This window comes from Miniphocaeibacter massiliensis (assembly GCF_900232905.1).
Classification (GTDB): domain Bacteria; phylum Bacillota; class Clostridia; order Tissierellales; family Peptoniphilaceae; genus Miniphocaeibacter; species Miniphocaeibacter massiliensis.
Window position 1 is genome coordinate 289,702 of the sequence record NZ_OCTQ01000002.1, and the last position, 18,351, is coordinate 308,052.

Here is an 18,351-nt window from a genome sequence, read left to right on the forward strand (position 1 = left end):
AATATTTATATTATTTTACTTTACCAGTTGGTGCCCAGTAATATTCGTAATTTTTTAATAGAGTATCTAAGAATTTAGCTAAAGTATCTGAAATGTTTCCATCTCCTAAAGTATGCTCAACTATATTTCCATTTTCCACTCTTACTTTAAATTTATTATCAGCTATTCTTAAGAAACCTACATTTGTTGAATCAACAAAATCTGCTTCAGTCCAGAATACTGTTATTTTATCTTTGTATGGTTTTCCAGCTGTTGGACAGAATACTGCACAGTTACCACATTCGTTACACATTCCATCAATGTGAACTATTTGGTGTCCTGTTTTAAATCCGTCTATTTCTATTGCTACGTTTGCTCTATTAGGACAAACTTCTGTACAAATTTCACAGATTTGATCACATTTTAAACAACGACTTCCTTCTTCTTTTCCTTCTAATGGTCTTTGTAATATAGCTCTTTTGTCATATATCACTTTGTCATCTTCTGGAACGTTGAATATTTCAAAGTCATTTTCTAATCCTTCTTTAGCTAAAATATCTAATGCTGCAAATTTAGCATCTGCCATACCTTTAACTATAGTAGAAGCCCCTGCTTTACAGTCTCCAACTACATAAACATTTTCAATACTAGACTCTCTAGTTTCAAGAACTTTAACTCTTCCTCTTTCATCTAAGTTTATTCCATTAGATTCAAATGCAGAAGTATCAACTTTAGCTCCTGTAGCTCCTATTACTGTATCAAATTCTAATTCTAAGAATTCTCCAGTTCCTTCAACAGACTTTCTGCCAGAAGCATCCCAGTCACCAAGTTTCATCTTTTCACATTTTAATACTTTGCCATCATAGCTTAATGGTGCTGTTAATTCCATAATCTCTATATTAGCTGCTTTAACAGCATTTACTTCATCTTGAGTTGCTGGCATGTAGCTTTCAGTTCTTCTATATACAAGAACTACTTCTTCTACTCCTGATTGCATTTTTGATAATCTAGCACAGTCCATTGCAACATCTCCTGCTCCAACTACTGCTACTTTCTTACCTAAATCCATACCTTTTCCAGATCTCATTTCCCATAAGAAGTCTAGGGCATCTACTGTATTTTCAGCACCTTCTTTAACTGGAGCACTACCATTTTTCCAAGCACCTGTTGCAACTACAATATAATCATATTCTTTCTTTAATTCAGCATAGCTTTCAGTTACTTCAGTATTAAATTTAAATTCAACACCTTGAGCTTCTGCTATTCTAAAGTCTCTATTTATTTGCTCATCAGAAATTCTAAATTCTGGTATAACATGACTAATTATTCCATATGGTTTAGCTAATTTTTCAAATACAACAACATTCATACCGTTTCTTCTTAAATAAGACGCTGCTGCAATTCCCGCTGGACCTGCTCCTATAACTGCAACCTTTTTATCAGATTTTAAATCAGATTTTTTAATTTCTGTAATTAATTTTTCTTGTGCGTTATCAGCAGCTATTAATTTCATATCTCTGATTTTTACTGATTTTTCATAGTCAACTCTTGTACAATATTCTTGACAGTGATGACTACAAATTTGTCCTAATATAGTAGGTGCAGTATTATCATTAGCTATTACTTTTATAGCTTCTTCATATTTTCCTTCTGAAACTAATTTTAAGTATTCAGGAATTTGTTGGTTAATTGGACAACCACCATCTTTACATGGAGCTTGAAAACAATCAGTTAATTCTAATTCTTTTGTAGTTTTTCTTGAAGTAACTTTATCTCTATATAACTTTCCATTTACAGGATTAGACTTTACATCTTCAGCATATTTAGATAATGCTTCATAATCTATTCCTTTAAATTCTGGTGTTAATAAATCTTCTGTTTCTTTTGCTAATTGGTTAAATCTTGGGTATCCACCTGGTTTTAATATAGTAGTAGCCACTGTTATTGGTTGAACACCTGTTTTGAATAATTCTCTAATATTTAATCCGTCAGCACCACCTGAGTAAGAAATTGGTAATTGACCTTTAAACTCGTTAGATAATTTAGCAGCTAAGCTTATTGATAATGGATATAATGATCTACCTGACATATACATTTCTTCTGAAGGTAATTCATTTCTCTTAGTATCAACCGGACAAGTATTAGTTATTTTTAAACCAAATGCTAATCCTTCTTCTTTAGAAGTAGCTGTTAACCTCTTAAACATTTCTATAGCATCTGCGTATTGTAAGTCATTTTTATAGTGGTGATCTGTAAATGAAATATAGTCAAATCCCATGCTGTCTAATGTTTTTCTTACATAGTCATAACCTAACATTGTTGGATTACATTTAACAAATGTATTTAAATGTTTTTCTGTTAATAGGTAATGAGCAATTTTTTCTATCTCATCTGCTGGACATCCGTGCAATGTAGATAATGTTATAGATCTACAAATATTTGGAGATATAGCTTCTAAATCTTCTTTAGTAAATTTACTAAATTTATCTATATTTTCTGCTAAATACTCTTTACATTCATTAAATATAGGAGTATTTGAAGCATCTTTTAATCCTTCTATGTAGCCATTAACTTTTTCAGATTTTATTCCTGCTAAGTCATAACCAACTGACATATTGTAAGCAAAATCTTTGTAGTCAGCTAATCCAAATTCCTTAGCTAATACCTGAATAGCAAAATAAGCTTTAGTGTATTCATCAAATGCTTGTTGAACTGTCAACTCTGTTGACCACTCACAGTTGTAACACTCATCTTCTGCAAAGATACATGGTCTAGCTACTGCATTTTGTATTTCTTCACCATCCATAATTTGAACAGTTTTTATTTCCATGAATCTTGCTCCTGTTAAGTATGAAGCAATGATGTTTTGAGTTAATTGGGATTGTGGACCTGCTGCAGGACCAACTGCTGAACCCATTTTATCTCCTAATACTGTTGTAATATATGTTCCTTTTTCATTTCTATAAAACTTATCTTTGTGAACACCAAAAACAGTTTCTTGATTTTTGTATTCACTTATACACCATTCCATTATTTCTTTAAATGGAATAGGTCTCATAAATTCACTCATTTTTTATCCCCCTATTTTTTCTGTGCTTATTTTACACTTATCCAAGTTCCAGTTTTTCCTTCAAGACCTTCTGAAGCTTTTTCTAGTGATGTAATTAAAGATTTTCTCCCTTCACCTGACTGTGCAAATTCCATTGCAGCTTGAACTTTAGGTAACATTGATCCTGGTGCAAACTCATTATTTCCTATATGAACATTCGCTTCTTCAATATTCATTGAAGATAACCATTCTTGTTCAGGAGTACCAAACTTAACTGCTACTTTTTCTACAGCTGTTAAAACTATAAAGTTATCAGCATTCACTTGTTTTGCCATTACACAACTAGCAAAATCTTTATCTATTACAGCTCCTACTCCTCTTAAGTGATTTCCTTCCTCTACTACTGGAATTCCACCACCTCCACAAGCTATTACTACTTCGCCAGCATCTAACAAAGCTTTTATAGTATCTATTTCAACTATTTGTTGTGGTCTTGGTGAAGCTACAACTCTTCTATACCCTCTTCCTGAATCTTCTACAACTGTCATTCCCCTTTTAGTTGCATCTTCTGACTCTTCTTTTGTCATGAATGGTCCAATTGGCTTTGTTGGATTTTTAAAAGCTGGATCATTTTCGTCAACTATTACTTGAGTAATTAGTGCAGTAACAGTTTTGTTTATTCCTCTATTTTTTAATTCTTCTCTCAAGGCATTTTGTAAATCGTATCCTATATATGCTTGACTCATAGCAACACACATGGATAGTGGCATATATGGATATTTTGAATCTACTTTTCCATACTCTGTGAAAGCGTTATTTATCATTCCAACTTGTGGTCCATTTCCATGAGCTACAACTACTTCATTACCAGCTTCTATTAAATCAGCTATTGCTTTTGAAGTATGTTTAACAGCTTCCATTTGGCTAGCTAAATCATCCCCTAAAGCATTGCCTCCTAAAGCTAAAACTACTCTATTTCCCATCTTTTCCTCCTAAAAAACTAAACTGAATATACCCTATTAAGGATATATTCAGTTTTTTACTTTTACTTAATTAAATTGAATTATTTTCTGTGGTTTTCAACAAAAATTGTTGGTAATGCTGCATAAACTGCTGCACATGTTACTAAATCTTGTTTGAAACTTACTTCATTTGGAGCATGAGCTTGATCTTCTGCACCAGGTCCAAATCCTATTGTAGGAATATTATGTCTACCCATTGTTGCAACACCATTTGTAGAGAATGTCCACTTATCAGTTAATGGTCTAGCACTTCTCTTAGCCATTTCTCTTTCTGGTCCAATTCTATCATTACCATAAAGTCCTTTGTATGACTCTTCTAAAGCTTTAGTTACTTCATGATCTTCTGGAATTACCCAAGTTGGGAAGTAACATTCTTGCTCATATGATAAACCAGTCCATGATGGTCTGCTGTATTTGTACATAGTAACTTTAGCACCATGTTTTTTAGCAGCTGGAAGATCTTCTATTTCTTTAATACATGATTCCCAAGTTTCTCCTGCAGTCATTCTTCTGTCAAGTGAAATAGCACATGAGTCAGCTACTGCACATCTTGAAGGTGAAGTATAGAAGATTTGAGAAGTAGTAACTGTACCTCTACCTAAGAAATTAGCTTCTTTCCACTCTGGATTATACTTTTCATCTAACATTTTAACTAAACCTTTGATTTCTGTTGAATCAGCAGCATCATTTTCATTCAATTTTTCAATGTCTAATAATATTTCAGCCATTTTATAAATTGCATTATCTCCTCTTTCAGGAGCTGAACCGTGACAAGATACACCAGTTACTTCTACTCTGATTTCCATTCTACCTCTTTGACCCCTGTAGATTCCACCATCTGTTGGTTCAGTTGAAACCATGAAATCCGGCTTAATATTTTCTTGTTCAATCATATATAACCAACAGTTTCCGTCACAGTCTTCTTCTTGTACTGTACCTGTTACTAATGCTGTGTATTCATCTGAAAGCATGTCTAAATCTTTCATTATTTTAGCACCATAAACAGCTGATACTATACCACCTAATTGGTCAGAAGTTCCTCTTCCTCCAATTTCAACGTCATTTTCAAATCCTTCATATGGATCAAATTCCCAGTTGTCTCTATTACCAATACCTACTGTATCAATATGTGCATCAAAAGCGATAAGAGTTTTACCTGTTCCCATTTCTCCTAATACATTACCTTGTTTATCTATCCAAGCCTTGTTAAAGCCTACTTTTTCCATTTCTTCTTTAATTCTTTTAGCTTTAGGACCTTCTTCACAACTTTCTCCTGGTAGAGCAATTAAGTCTCTAAGGAATTTATTCATATCTGCTGCGTAACCTTCTGCTGCTGTCTTAATTTTTCCAAAATCTACTGCCATTGGTAAAATACCCCCTTGATTTAAATTATTTATTATTATTATCGTCTATTAATCTACTATCTAGCAACTCTTGCTTTGTTTTGATCTAATAAGCTTTGTAACATTTGCTCAGGATTCTTAACTTTTTGCATAAACATCATAGCTGCTATTATATATGGTTTGTAGCTTGCTTCTTTATATAGAGGAATTCTGTATCTATCAAATACTGATTCATCAACTTCACCTAATTCACAGCTTAAACCAGTAATATCTGCTGGTAAACAATGCATGTATAAAGCTTTACCGTCTTTAGTAGTTGACATCAATTCTTCTGTACAAGCCCAATCAGTATGATTAGCATTTTGCTTTAATAATTCTTGCTCTAATGCATCAATACCTGCTTGATCTCCTTCTCCATAAAGAATAGTTCTTTTTTCCATAGCTGCAAATGGAGCCCAGCTCTTAGGATAAACTATATCAGCATCTTTGAAAGCTTCCGCCATTGAGTTAGTTTTTGTGAATTTACCACCGTATTTATCAGCATTAGCTTTTGCTACTTCTTCAACTTCTGGCATTATCTCATATCCTTCTGGATGAGCTAAAACAACTTCCATACCAAATCTTGTCATAAGTCCAGCAATACCTTGAGGTACTGATAATGGCTTACCATATGATGGTGAATAAGCCCAAGTCATAGCAATTTTCTTTCCTTTTAAGTTTTCTATTCCACCAAATTCATGAATTATGTGTAACATATCTGACATTGATTGAGTTGGATGATCTATATCACATTGTAAGTTTACTATAGTAGGTCTTTGCTCTAATACTCCATCTTTGTATCCTTCTTCTACATAGTTAGCAACATTAACTTGGTAAGTGTGACCTTTTCCAATATACATGTCATCTCTAATTCCAATAATATCTGCCATGAAAGAAATCATGTTTGAAGTTTCTTTTACTGTTTCACCGTGAGCTATTTGTGATTTTCCTTCATCTAAATCTTGAATCTCTAATCCTAATAAGTTACAAGCTGATGAGAATGAAAATCTTGTTCTTGTTGAGTTATCTCTAAATAAAGATATTCCTAAGCCTGAATCAAATATTTTTGTGCTTACATTATTTTCTCTCAAGTATCTTAAAGCATCTGCTACTGCAAAAATAGCTTCTAATTCATCTTGAGTTTTATCCCAAGTTAAAAAGAAGTCGTTTTGGTAAAGATTAGAATATTCTAATCCTTTTAATGTTTCCATTAATTCATTAAAATTAGTGTTCATGTTCATCTCTCTCCTTAAAATTTTCATTAAAATTTATATAAATAATCCAAAATCAGATTATTTTTTCAAGTTTTCATCATTTGGATATAAACCATTCCAAACTAGTTCTCTATATCTTAAAGCATCAGTATTACCTTCAGTGCTTATACACAAGATTATTGAGTCTTCATTTAAACCTATTTCTTCTTTAATTTCTTTTAAATCATCTCTATACATCAATTGTGAAACAACTCCCATAGTAACTGCTCCACTTTCTCCTGAAATTATATCTGGATCTCCTTTTATAGGATTTCCTAATATTCTCATTCCATGAGCCGCTGCTGAATCAGGCACTGATAAGAAATGCTTTGTATATGATCTTATAACATCCCATCCTATAGTACATGGTTCTCCACAAGCGAGACCTGCCATTATAGTTTCCATTGAACCTGTTACAAATGTTATTCCACCAGACTTAGCTGATCTAAATAAACAATCTGCCTTATTTGGCTCTACTATTGTAACTATTGGTCTTTCATCTTCGTATATAGAAGCAAAAAATCCCGTTACCGCTGAAGCCATAGATCCTACTCCTGCTTGTAAGAATACATGAGTTGGTTTAGTAGCTGCTAAAGTTAATTGTAAATATGCTTCATAAGCCATTGTTAAGTAACCTTGCATTATCCAAGTCGGTATATCTTCATAGCCTTCCCACGCTGTATCTTGCACCATAATCCAGCCTTTTTCTTCAGCCATTTGGTTTGCATATCTTACACAATCATCATAGTTTCCTTCTAATATTTCACAAGTAGCATTCTCCGCCCTTATATTTTCAGCCCTCTCTTGAGTACTTCCTTTAGGCATAAATACTACCGCTTTTTGTTTTAATTTGTTCGCAGTCCAAGCTATTCCTCTACCATGATTACCATCAGTAGCTGTAACAAATGTCAATTCTCCAATTTCTTTTCTAGTTTCTTCAGAAATTAAAACTTCATATGGTAATTCATCTACAGTTTTACCTAGTTTGTCAGCTATATATTTAACAACAGCGTAACTTCCTCCTAGTACTTTAAAAGCATTAAGACCAAATCTGAAAGATTCATCTTTCAAGAAAATATCTTTAACTCCTAAATATTCTGCCAACCCTTTTAATCGATGTAGTGGAGTTGGTTCGTATTCTTTGAAACTTGAGTGGAACTTAACTGTTTGCTTTGCTACTCTTTCGCTTAAGAAACTAAGAGAAGTTTTATCTTCTTTATTTGCTAAAGTAGCAATTTGATAAGTGTTTTGCATTAATTTCATCCTTTCATAATAACTTGAATTCTCATTTATTTATATGCAATTTGCGTGCCAACTTGCACCTTATTGTCCACTAATTATAATACGATATAAAAGGCTTTAAAGCAAATATTTTATGTTCTTTTTTAGTTAAATCGATTTCCTTTTCAATAACATTTAATCATACTAAAATAACATTGTCAACGCTTTTATCATATTGATAAATTATATCATATTGATAAAGATTTTTCACATTGATTTTCGTTAGATTTGCAACATAAATAAAAATAATTTTATCATATTGATAAAATTATTTTTATTTATGTATTTTTATATTTTTCTATACAATGTAGCTATTCCAATCCCCAAAGCTTTTGCCGCTTTTCTTTTTCCTTCTGTTGTATTTCCATAATAACTTATAGCTTTGCTTATTTCATTTTTTTCCAGATGTGCTAAAGGTACGATATTTTCAGTGTATTTACTATGTTTTTTATTTGATTGAACTATATTTCTTGGTATTGAATGTATCGTAATTATTCCACCTTCCATCATATTCACCATGTATTCGACAGCGTTTTCCAGCTCTCTTACATTACCAGGCCAACTATAATTAATTAATATATTTAATGCATCTTCTTCTATTTTATAAAAATTTTTACTAAATTGTTTTCTGTAATAATGCAAAAAATGATAAATTAATTCTTCAATGTCACCTTTTCTTTCTCTTAATGGAGGAATATCTATAGGTATTACATTTAACCTATAATATAGATCTTCCCTAAATTTATTCTCAGTTATCATATCTCTTAAACTTTTATTAGTTGCAGCTATTATCCTTACATTTAAGGGAATTACTTGATTTGATCCTATTCTCGTAACTTTTCTATCCTGTATCACTCTCAATAGTTTCGATTGTAGATAAAGTGGCATATCACCTATTTCGTCTAAAAAAATAACACCATTATTAGCAAGTTCAAATTTACCTATTCTTCCGTTTGGATCAGCTCCAGTAAAGGCTCCTTTTACATATCCAAATAATTCACTTTCTAATAAAGCTTCCGGAATTGCTGCACAGTTTATAGCTACAAATCTTTTATTGGCTCTATCAGAATTTTGCCAAATCGCTGTAGCCACCATTTCTTTACCTGTTCCACTTTCTCCAGTAACTAATACTGTAGATGTAGAATCTGCAACTTTTATAATATCTCTCTTTAATTCTTCTGTCTTTTCGCTAGTTCCTATTATATTTTCTATGCTTTTAGCATTAATGATAGAAGTCATAGCATAAATATTTGATTGAACTTGTTTCATGTCTCTAAATAATAAAACTTTATCATATTCGGGATTTTGTGGTATATCAAATACATCTCCTATTACTGTATTTACATTTCTCCCTATTCTAACTCTATATTCTTTACTATTACTAACAGTATCTCCTGTTGGCTCTATTTTTATATCTTCGTTAGAAATAATTCTATTTATACCTAATTGTTTTTTTGCAGAACGATTAATTGTATTTACTCTTCCATCATTATCTATTATTATTGCACCTTCATCCATATTTCTTATTATTATTTCTAACATAGAAACCATGGCTTGTTTATTCATATCTTCTTTTTTCTCTGATGCTTTTAGACTTATAAATTCTGCTACTTGCTCTAAAAAATCCAAATATTTCTTTAGATTGCTTTTTATTTCTTCTCTAGAATCCTTAGTATTACTCATCATACCAATTACTCCTATAATTTTCTTATCTAGAATTATAGGAATAGATATTTCAAAGTTATTTTCACAACCACTTATTCTACAAGTATTAGAAATCGAATCATCTACTGGATTATCCATTATTTGGCGTTTTCCAGTTTCCATAACCTCTTTGTATATTTTTTTATTTACTCTTTCGTATCTTTTTGTAAATATTCCTGTACCAGCTATTCTTTCAAAGTTATGATCAACCACTTCAACATCAACATCTATCATTTCAGATATTATTTTTACATATCTTTCTACAAAATTTATTATTGTACTAAGTTTAAACAAATTTTTCTCCTTTAAAAATCTATCTCTTCTAATAATTCCTCTAATTTCTTGTCCATTTCTTCTACAATATGTTCATAGTTTTTTATAAGGTTTAATCCATCTTCTGTCAAAGTAGAACCTCCCCCTTTAGCTCCACCTATCTCTCTTTCCATAAATTGCTTTTTAAATGCTTTTTCACATTTTTTTATAACATTAAATGCCTTACTATAAGACATCCCCATTTCTTGAGCGGCTTTATTTAATGAACCTAACTCTCTAACTTTTAAAAGAAGTGTATATGGACCTTTTCCAAATACTTTGTCACCTTCTAAGTTTTCAATGATTATTCTATTTACTCCCTTTAGTTTCATTTTTACTCCTTTTTCAATTTTTCTTTTATTTCAACATACCAATTTGGATATATATTGTTAAAATCGTTGTAATAACTTGATAATTCTTCAGTTTTTAACATAACAACATCATTATTTATTTCTTTGCAAAATTTAAATTCCTTACCTAAAGTTTCTATTATTGTATACAAAGCTAAAGTTTTAAAAAATAATCTACTTGGTTTTCCTCCAAAATATCCATCAATTAATCCAGCTGAATAAGCTTCATCTTTATAATAGTTTATATTTATATCTTTAAATTCAAAATATGGATCTGCAATAAAAATATCTTGTATACCAAATAAATATATCTTACCATCATCATCTACTGGAATATCTCTTATATTATTAAAGGAAAATATCTCTATAGTGTCTCTGTCGAATATCAAGTATTTATTTTCCTTTACATAATCCATTAATATATAATCTTTATCTCCTATATATTCACATAATCCATATTCGTGGAATATATAGTTTATTTTATGGTTATAACTTTTTTCCCATTTTAAGTCTGTAACTTTATGTGATAGTTCATGGTATTTTTTTATAGTTTCGCCAATATAATATCCTAGTTCATAATTATCTTTATCTATATCTGACCTTTTAACCTCTGTAATATAATCTGTTATTCTATAACAAATTCCAAGATTACATATCTTCCCAGCATCTAATATAGAATATAATTTTCTACCACTTTTTATTAAAGTATCTATTTTGTTTTTTTTATCCAAAACACTTCCGTATTTATCTATTGGAAATGTTCTTAAACTAAATTTCTTATCTCCAGATTCAATTACAAAAATATCCTTTGAAATCTCTGAAACATTTATTCCTTCTCCATATTTTTTAAAGAATTCAATTTCCTTAATATACTCATACTTTTCCATAAACTCTCCTGATTTATCATTTTAATAATTTACTTAATTTTATCATAAAGAATAAATAAATAGTAATATTTCGACAGTGTGTTTTTACTTATTTTTAAGCAATGATTTAATTGACGGAAAATGATTGACACAAATTGATATAGCATGTAGAATTTATTATAAGAAATAATAAATTAGAAGGATAATTTAATTCAGGAAAATGTTTTTCTATATTTATTTCTAAATATTTAAAACTTAAAAGGGAGAGGATAATTTTATGAGCGAATTTTCGTACATTGCCCAAAAAAAAGATAAGAACTTTAATATGAAAGGCTCTATTGAATTCTTTACTGAAAAAGAAATTCAAAAAGCTTTAAATTTTCATAAAAGTTTTGATGGCTTCGCTGAAACAGATTTAGTTCAATTAAAAGATAGTGCTAAAAGGCTTGGTCTATCTAATATTTATGTAAAAGATGAATCTTCTAGGTTTGGAATCAATTCATTTAAAGGATTAGGAGCTGCATGGGCTATGGGTAATTACATAGCTGAAAAGTTGGATATTCCCATTGAAGAACTTCCTTATGATAGAATGATTTCTGATGAGATAAGAAAAAAATTAGGTAATGTAACTTTTGCTAGCTGTACTGATGGCAATCATGGAAGGGGAGTTGCTTGGGTAGGACAAATGCTCCAACAAGAAGTAAAAATATTCATGCCTAAAGGATCAGGATCCGATAGAGTGAAAAATATAGAAGCTCTAGGAGCAGAAGTTATAGTTACAGACTTAAACTATGATGATACTATTCGTTTCGTAATGGATGAAGCAGATAAAAATGGTTGGATTATCGTTCAAGATACTTCTTGGGAAGGTTATGTAGATATTCCTAAATGGATTATGCAAGGATATTCAGCATTAGTCCTTGAAGCTTATCAACAAATAGAAAGAGATAATTTACCTAAACCAACTCATGCATTTTTACAAGCAGGCGTTGGAGCTATGGCTGGAGGTGCTTGTGGACTAATTACAAACCTTTGCAAGGAAGATATGCCTACAACTATTATCTTAGAGCCTAATGAGGCAGCTGCTTTTTATAAGTCTGCTGTTGCAAATGATGGAAAAAGACATTTTGTTACAGGAGATATGCCTACTATTATGGCAGGGCTTGCATGTGGAGAGCCAGGAATAATCGCTTGGGATGTAATTTCAGAGTTTGCTGATGGATATGTAAGTTGTCCTGACTGGATATCAGCAAACGGAATGAGACTTGCTGCAAATCCTGTTGGTAATGATAAAAGATTCATTTCTGGAGAATCTGCTGGAGTATCCTATGGTCTTACTAACGAATTAATGATTAACGAAGAATTAAAAGATATTAAGAATCAAATCGGTCTTGACGAAAATTCTATTGTTTTATGCATTAGTACTGAAGGAGATACCGATGTTACAGCATACCAAGACATAGTTTGGTATGGTAAATATAACAAATATTAAAATAAATATAAAAGGAGAGATGAAAGACAATGTTTGAATTACTGAATTTAAAAGTAAATGAAGAAAAAAGAAAAGAAGTTGCTAAGTATGCTAAAGAAAGAGGAATTAGAATTCCTACTTTAGCTCAAATGAAAGATCCTTCTAAAATACCTGCAGATGTTAAAGAAAAATTAAAAACTGTAGGTCTTTGGGACGTAAACCCTCTAAACCTATATAGAGTTTCTTGGAAAAACGAACCTAAAGCAGAAGGCGGTTTATATCAAGATCTTCCTAACTATGTAGAAATTCCTTCTGTTGTTTCAGGTGTTAAATCAAAAATATTATTTATGTCTGGAAAATATTTTCCAACAGGCTGCCATAAAGTTGGGGCAAGTTTCGCTTGTTTAGTTCCTAGACTTGTAACTGGACAATTTGATCCTAAAACACAAGAAGCTGTTTGGCCTTCTACTGGTAACTACTGTAGAGGTGGAGCGTTTAATGCAGCATTACTAGGCTGTAAATCTATAGCTATACTTCCTGAAAGTATGAGTAGAGAAAGATTTGACTGGTTAGAAGAATTAATCAAAACTTACGGTGGAGAAATATTCGCAACTTCTGGTTCTGAGTCAAATGTTAAAGAAATTTACGATAAAACTTGGGAATTAATAGATGAAAGAGGAGATGGAGTAGTTATCTTCAACCAATTTGCTGAATTAGGTAATCATTTATGGCACTATGAAGTAACTGGTGAAGCTATGAATGATTTATTCTTATCTTACAAAGCTAAAAATGATAAAGCTAACTTCTTTGGAGTAAACTTAAACTCAGGTTCTGGTGGAAGTTTAGGAGCTGGAGATAAAATTAAAGATTTACACCCTAATGCAAAAATCACAGTTTCAGAAGCATTACAATGTCCTACTTTATTGGACAATGGATTTGGTGATCACAGAATAGAAGGAATTGGTGATAAGCATATTCCTTGGGTACACAATGTTAAAAATTCAAACTTAGTTACTGCTATTGACGATGAAGATGCTGTATCATTCTTTAGAATTCTTAATGATCCATTAGGACATGATTACTTTAGAAGTTTAGGTGTAGACGAAGATACTATCGATAAATTTAAATATATCGGTATTTCTGGAGCTGCAAATATCATTTCATGTATAAAAACTGCTAAATACTTTGAAACAACTGAAAATGATATCTTCGTAACAGTTGGTACTGATTCAGCTGAAATGTATCAATCAAGATTAGAAGAGTATAATGCTGAAAGAGGAGCATTAGATGCTAAACAAGTTGAAATAGATCATAACGTTCATGTTCTTGGTTTAAAAACTGACAATATGTTAGAATTAAGATACACTGACAAGAAAAGAATTCACAACTTAAAATACTATACTTGGGTTGAACAACAAGGTAAAACTGCTGAAGAACTTAATGCTCAATGGTATGATTACGATAATTACTGGACTAAACTTCATACTATGGGACCTGAATTCGATAGAGTTATTAACGAATTCAACGCTTTAATAGATGAAATGTAATTCAAATTTAAGACAGTCTTAAGACTGTCTTTTTTATTTGTTTTCAAGAGCAAAAAATATTTTCATTAATTTAATATTTTAAATAAAAAAAGCCTATAGTAAAACTATAAGGCTTTTTTTATTACTTCTTCAATTTCAGAAGTAGTCTCTATATTTAAAATATTGTCTGCAAATTCTTTAGCATCTTCCATAGAAATATTTATTATTATATCTTTCATCTTTGGAATATTTGCAGCTGGAGCACTAAATTCATCTAATCCCATGCCTAAAAGTAACTTTGTAGCTTTAGTATCTCCCGCAAATCCTCCACACATTCCCGTCCATTTTCCCACCTTATGGGAAGCTTCTATAACTTGTTTTATAGATCTTAAAACAGCTGGATTATATGTGTTATAAAGATTAGATATCTTATCATTCCCTCTATCTACAGCTAAAATATATTGAGTTAAGTCATTTGTTCCTATACTAAAATAATCAACATATTTTATTAAGTCATCAGCTATAATAACAGACGCTGGTGTTTCAACCATAATCCCTACTTCAATATTTTCATCAAACTCTATATTCTCATTTTTTAACTTTTCTTTAACTTTAGTTAATATTTCTTTGACTCTTTTAATTTCTTCTACAGATATTACCATAGGTAAAAGAATTCTTACTTTTCCAAAAGCTGAAGCTCTTAATATAGCTTTAAGTTGAGTTTCAAAAATTTCTGGCATATCAAAACAAATTCTTAATGCTCTCCAACCTAAGAAAGGATTTTCTTCTTCAGGAAATTTGAAATAAGATAAAGACTTATCTCCTCCAATATCTAGAGTTCTAATTATAAGAGGCTTTCCATCCAACATCTCTGCTGCTTCTTTATATACTTCAAATTGTTCTTCTTCTGTAGGAAAATGATCATTTTCCATATACAAAAATTCCGTTCTAAATAATCCTACTCCTTCAGCACCTTGGGATAAACCTAATTTTAAATCTTCAATATTACCTATATTACAAGCTATTTCTACTTTATGATTATCTTTTGTTATTGCTTCTTTAAATTTAATAGCTTCCAATCTTATTTTTTCTTGTTTAATCTCTTCAACTTTTTCTTTGTATTCTTTTATAATGTTTTCTTCTGGATTTATATATAGTTTGCCTTCATAACAATCTAAAATTAAAAAATCTCCTTCTTTTACTGATGAAGATACATCTTTCATTCCAACTAATGCTGGTATCCCCAAAGTTTGAGCTATTATTGAAGTATGAGCTGTTTTTCCCCCTAGGTCCATAGCAAAGCCCAATACCCTATCTTTGTTCATTAATGAAGTATCAGTTGGCGTTAGCTCTTTTGATACAATTATAGAATCCTCTGGTAAATCCGATAAATTTTTAGGCTTTATTCCCTTTAATTTATATAATAACCTCTCTCCTATATCCTTATAGTCTGTGGCTCTTTCCCTCAAATATTCATCATCTAAGGACTGCATCATAGTTACCATTTCTTTTATAGAGTCATCTAAAGCTTTTTCAGCATTGATTTTATTTTTAATTTTTTCTTCTACTGTTTCTAACAAGAACGGATCATCTAACATACCTATATGAGCATTAATAACTTCCTGTTGAGTTTCTGTTGAAACTTCAGTATTATTTAATTCTTCACTATATTCTTCTACTGCTTTTTTAAATTTATCTATTTCACCATCTACTTGGTTATCTTCTATTTTTAAATTACTTATTTCTAAATCTTCCTTAATAAATAAATAAGCTTTACCTATAGCAATACCTTCTGAAGCGACTATTCCAATTTTATATTGTGACATATTACCTCCTAAATAAATAAGGGATGCTATTAAGCATCCCTTATTATAAAATTAATCCGCTAGATTCTCAATAAATTCTAATAATTTATCTAAGTTTTCTTGTTCGTCGTCGCCATCTATTCTTACAGTAATTTCAGTTCCTTTAGATATTCCTAAAGCCATAACATTAAAGATACTTTTAGCGTTTGCTGTTTTTCCGTCTTTTATAATTTCAACTGTTCCGTCAAAATTTTTCACAAATTGCACAAGAGACGCAGCAGGTCTAGCGTGTAGCCCCGTTTCATTTTTTACTACAATATTTTTTTCTACCATTTTTCCCTCCTTGAACATAGCTTGTTTATACTCACTATTGATTTTATCATTCGCACCTATTAAAATCAATCTATTACAAAACTTATTTTATTTCGTTAACAGTTTCTCTTTCAACTATACTACTAGGTAAAACTGTTCCTTTTTCAATACTAATACCATCTTTTAATTTTTTAATTATCTTTCTCATAGCAACAGCTCCATAATCATAATATGGTTCTCTTACTGTAGTAAGTCTAGGTCTATAAAGAGATGCAACTTTTATATCTCCAAATCCTGCAACAGATATATCTTCTGGTACTCTTTTATTATTGTCATAACAATAATTTAAGAAACCTACTGCTAGACCATCCTCAGAAAAGAATACCGCTGTAATCTCTTCGTCTTCTATTAGTCTCCAGATTTCTTCTCCATATTTATACCCTTCTTTGTCTGTTACACCCGTTACCGTAATTTCTTTTGGTATAAATTTATTTTCATTCATTGCTTCTTTGTAGCCTTTTAACTTCTCTTGACCTATTTTAGCATTTTGATATTCTTTTACAAATAATATTCTACTATGCCCTTTTTCTATTAAAAACTCTGTCATTTCTTTAGAGGCTTTTTTATAGTCTACAGTTACACTATATGTCTCATTATAATTGTAAAATTTATCTAATTGTATAAAAGGTATAGTTTGATTTTTAAGCATGTACACAACTTCTGGTTTAGCATCTTCTGATATTAAAACTATTCCTTCTACTTGCTTTGTAAACATAAAATTTATTATTTTCTTCTCTTGTTCTATATCTCCATAGCTACTTGATAAAAGGATATCATAATTATACATTCTTCCTACTTCTTCTATCCCTCTTATCATTTCAGCCATATATGATATACCTATATCCTTAACAATTACACCTATTAAATTAGACCTTCTCATAACCAAAGAACGCGCTAATTCATTTGGTTTAAAGTCTAACTTTTTTATAGCATCTAATACTTTACGCCTAGCTTCTGGACTTACTGGCTTAGAATCATTCATAACTCTAGAAACTGTCGAGATTGAAACTCCTGCCAGTTTAGCTACGTCTTTTATTGTTGGTGATGACATTTTTTCACTCCTTTGAATTTGCAAATACTTTTGCTTTATAATCTGACAGTTTAAATTCCATAGGTAATTCGCCTGCATATTCTCCATCGACATCTACTTCTATAGATGAATCTGATGTCATTTCTATTTTCTTAGCATGAAAGTACCTAACATCATCATTATTGATATGTCCTCCTGATAAAACTTGTAAGAATACTTGTGCTAAGTCAGTAATCTTATCCAAGCTTTTTATTATAACACAATCTAAATATCCATCTGAAACCGAAGCATTTGGAGCAGCTTTTTTAAACCCACCTATAGATGAAGAATTTGCTATTAAAAATAAATATACATTATCTTCATATTCTTTATCGTCAATCTTATATTTAAGATTAAAGTCATTTGTGATTATATCCGGAATAATTCTTATACCCTCTGCTACATATGCTAGCCTACCAAACATAGCTTTTGAACCTTTAGCTGTTTCATGACCTACATTTGCAAGTAATCCACCTGCTGCCACATTAATAAAATTTTTTTCTCCAGCTATACCTATATCTACATTAATAAACTCATCTTCTTCTATTAACTCCGTTAAAGTTTTCGAGGATGTGTCTAAACCTAGATAATAGGCGAAATCGTTTACTGTGCCAAGAGGAAATATTCCTAATTTCATATTTGATTTTACTTTTACTAATCCGTTAACAACTTCATTGACTGTTCCATCACCGCCACATGCAATTACAATATCAAAACCATCTTTATCTGCTTTTATCGTTTCTTCATATGCGCTATTTTGTCCTGTTGTATAAACTTTTTGTATTAAATAACCTTTATCTAACAATTTACAAGATATGTTATCTATAGTTTTCTTATTGCCTTGACTACCTGAAGTTGGATTATATATTATCTTAATTTTTCTCACAATTACCTCACATAATAGCATATT

General features: G+C 30.8%; 14 protein-coding genes. 2 read left to right on the forward strand and 12 right to left on the reverse strand.

All coding sequences use genetic code 11. The annotated features are described in order from the left end of the window. Positions 1-10: 10 nt before the first annotated feature. The 8 genes from ygfK to CS899_RS05545 form a co-directional block, all read right to left on the reverse strand. On the reverse strand, positions 11-3,049 hold the full coding sequence (gene ygfK, locus CS899_RS05510) for a putative selenate reductase subunit YgfK (RefSeq protein ID WP_100065165.1): 3,039 nt from the start codon (positions 3,047-3,049) through the stop codon (positions 11-13). A 26-nt stretch (positions 3,050-3,075) separates the two neighbouring features. Next, complete coding sequence (arcC, locus tag CS899_RS05515) at positions 3,076-4,011, reverse strand: carbamate kinase (RefSeq protein WP_100065166.1); 936 nt, start codon at positions 4,009-4,011, stop codon at positions 3,076-3,078. An 80-nt stretch (positions 4,012-4,091) separates the two neighbouring features. Next, entirely contained in the window at positions 4,092-5,414 is a 1,323-nt protein-coding gene (locus tag CS899_RS05520; RefSeq protein WP_100065167.1) for a YgeY family selenium metabolism-linked hydrolase, read from the reverse strand. A 56-nt stretch (positions 5,415-5,470) separates the two neighbouring features. Continuing rightward, complete coding sequence (gene ygeW / locus CS899_RS05525) at positions 5,471-6,667, reverse strand: knotted carbamoyltransferase YgeW (RefSeq protein ID WP_100065168.1); 1,197 nt, start codon at positions 6,665-6,667, stop codon at positions 5,471-5,473. A gap of 57 nt (positions 6,668-6,724) precedes the next feature. Further along, a complete protein-coding gene (gene dpaL, locus CS899_RS05530; RefSeq protein ID WP_100065169.1) occupies positions 6,725-7,939 on the reverse strand; it encodes a diaminopropionate ammonia-lyase in 1,215 nt (404 codons plus the stop codon). Between the two features lie 315 nt (positions 7,940-8,254). Beyond that, entirely contained in the window at positions 8,255-9,964 is a 1,710-nt protein-coding gene (locus CS899_RS05535; RefSeq protein WP_207204748.1) for a sigma-54-dependent Fis family transcriptional regulator, read from the reverse strand. Positions 9,965-9,975: 11 nt separating this feature from the next. Continuing rightward, complete coding sequence (locus CS899_RS05540; RefSeq protein ID WP_100065170.1) at positions 9,976-10,314, reverse strand: winged helix-turn-helix domain-containing protein; 339 nt, start codon at positions 10,312-10,314, stop codon at positions 9,976-9,978. 2 nt (positions 10,315-10,316) lie between these two features. Beyond that, positions 10,317-11,219 (reverse strand): hypothetical protein, encoded by a 903-nt coding sequence (locus CS899_RS05545; protein WP_100065171.1) that lies wholly within the window; start codon positions 11,217-11,219, stop codon positions 10,317-10,319. Positions 11,220-11,475: 256 nt separating this feature from the next. Here CS899_RS05545 and dpaL (CS899_RS05550) point away from each other — a divergent pair, with 256 nt between their 5' ends. Together dpaL (CS899_RS05550) and CS899_RS05555 are read left to right on the forward strand one after the other, a co-directional pair. After that, positions 11,476-12,690: a diaminopropionate ammonia-lyase gene (gene dpaL, locus CS899_RS05550; RefSeq protein ID WP_100065172.1), complete on the forward strand. Its 1,215-nt coding sequence runs from the start codon at positions 11,476-11,478 to the stop codon at positions 12,688-12,690. Between the two features lie 29 nt (positions 12,691-12,719). Further along, positions 12,720-14,216, forward strand: coding sequence for a pyridoxal-phosphate dependent enzyme (locus CS899_RS05555; RefSeq protein WP_100065173.1), 1,497 nt, complete (start codon positions 12,720-12,722; stop codon positions 14,214-14,216). Positions 14,217-14,320: 104 nt separating this feature from the next. On the opposite strand, the gene ptsP is transcribed toward CS899_RS05555, so the two are convergent. The 4 genes from ptsP to CS899_RS05575 all read right to left on the reverse strand — a co-directional run bounded on the left by ptsP (position 14,321) and on the right by CS899_RS05575 (position 18,327). Continuing rightward, the gene (gene ptsP / locus CS899_RS05560) at positions 14,321-16,021 is read right to left on the reverse strand and encodes a phosphoenolpyruvate--protein phosphotransferase (RefSeq protein ID WP_100065174.1); all 1,701 of its coding nucleotides are present in this window, start codon (positions 16,019-16,021) and stop codon (positions 14,321-14,323) included. Positions 16,022-16,072: 51 nt separating this feature from the next. Then, complete coding sequence (locus CS899_RS05565; RefSeq protein ID WP_100065175.1) at positions 16,073-16,333, reverse strand: HPr family phosphocarrier protein; 261 nt, start codon at positions 16,331-16,333, stop codon at positions 16,073-16,075. 82 nt (positions 16,334-16,415) lie between these two features. Beyond that, the gene (locus tag CS899_RS05570) at positions 16,416-17,423 is read right to left on the reverse strand and encodes a LacI family DNA-binding transcriptional regulator (RefSeq protein ID WP_100065176.1); all 1,008 of its coding nucleotides are present in this window, start codon (positions 17,421-17,423) and stop codon (positions 16,416-16,418) included. Between the two features lie 4 nt (positions 17,424-17,427). Then, positions 17,428-18,327 carry a diacylglycerol/lipid kinase family protein gene (locus tag CS899_RS05575; RefSeq protein ID WP_164995864.1) on the reverse strand — a complete coding sequence of 300 codons (900 nt, stop codon included), beginning with the start codon at positions 18,325-18,327 and terminating at the stop codon, positions 17,428-17,430. Between the last annotated feature and the right edge of the window lie 24 nt (positions 18,328-18,351).

Coding starts and splice junctions, on each gene's coding strand:
- ygfK (WP_100065165.1), bottom strand. CDS start 3,049: ATGAGTGAATTTATGAGACCTATTCCATTTAAAGAAATAATGGAATGG.
- arcC (WP_100065166.1), bottom strand. CDS start 4,011: ATGGGAAATAGAGTAGTTTTAGCTTTAGGAGGCAATGCTTTAGGGGAT.
- CS899_RS05520 (WP_100065167.1), bottom strand. CDS start 5,414: ATGGCAGTAGATTTTGGAAAAATTAAGACAGCAGCAGAAGGTTACGCA.
- ygeW (WP_100065168.1), bottom strand. CDS start 6,667: ATGAACACTAATTTTAATGAATTAATGGAAACATTAAAAGGATTAGAA.
- dpaL (WP_100065169.1), bottom strand. CDS start 7,939: ATGCAAAACACTTATCAAATTGCTACTTTAGCAAATAAAGAAGATAAA.
- CS899_RS05540 (WP_100065170.1), bottom strand. CDS start 10,314: ATGAAACTAAAGGGAGTAAATAGAATAATCATTGAAAACTTAGAAGGT.
- CS899_RS05545 (WP_100065171.1), bottom strand. CDS start 11,219: ATGGAAAAGTATGAGTATATTAAGGAAATTGAATTCTTTAAAAAATAT.
- dpaL (WP_100065172.1), top strand. CDS start 11,476: ATGAGCGAATTTTCGTACATTGCCCAAAAAAAAGATAAGAACTTTAAT.
- CS899_RS05555 (WP_100065173.1), top strand. CDS start 12,720: ATGTTTGAATTACTGAATTTAAAAGTAAATGAAGAAAAAAGAAAAGAA.
- ptsP (WP_100065174.1), bottom strand. CDS start 16,021: ATGTCACAATATAAAATTGGAATAGTCGCTTCAGAAGGTATTGCTATA.
- CS899_RS05565 (WP_100065175.1), bottom strand. CDS start 16,333: ATGGTAGAAAAAAATATTGTAGTAAAAAATGAAACGGGGCTACACGCT.
- CS899_RS05570 (WP_100065176.1), bottom strand. CDS start 17,423: ATGTCATCACCAACAATAAAAGACGTAGCTAAACTGGCAGGAGTTTCA.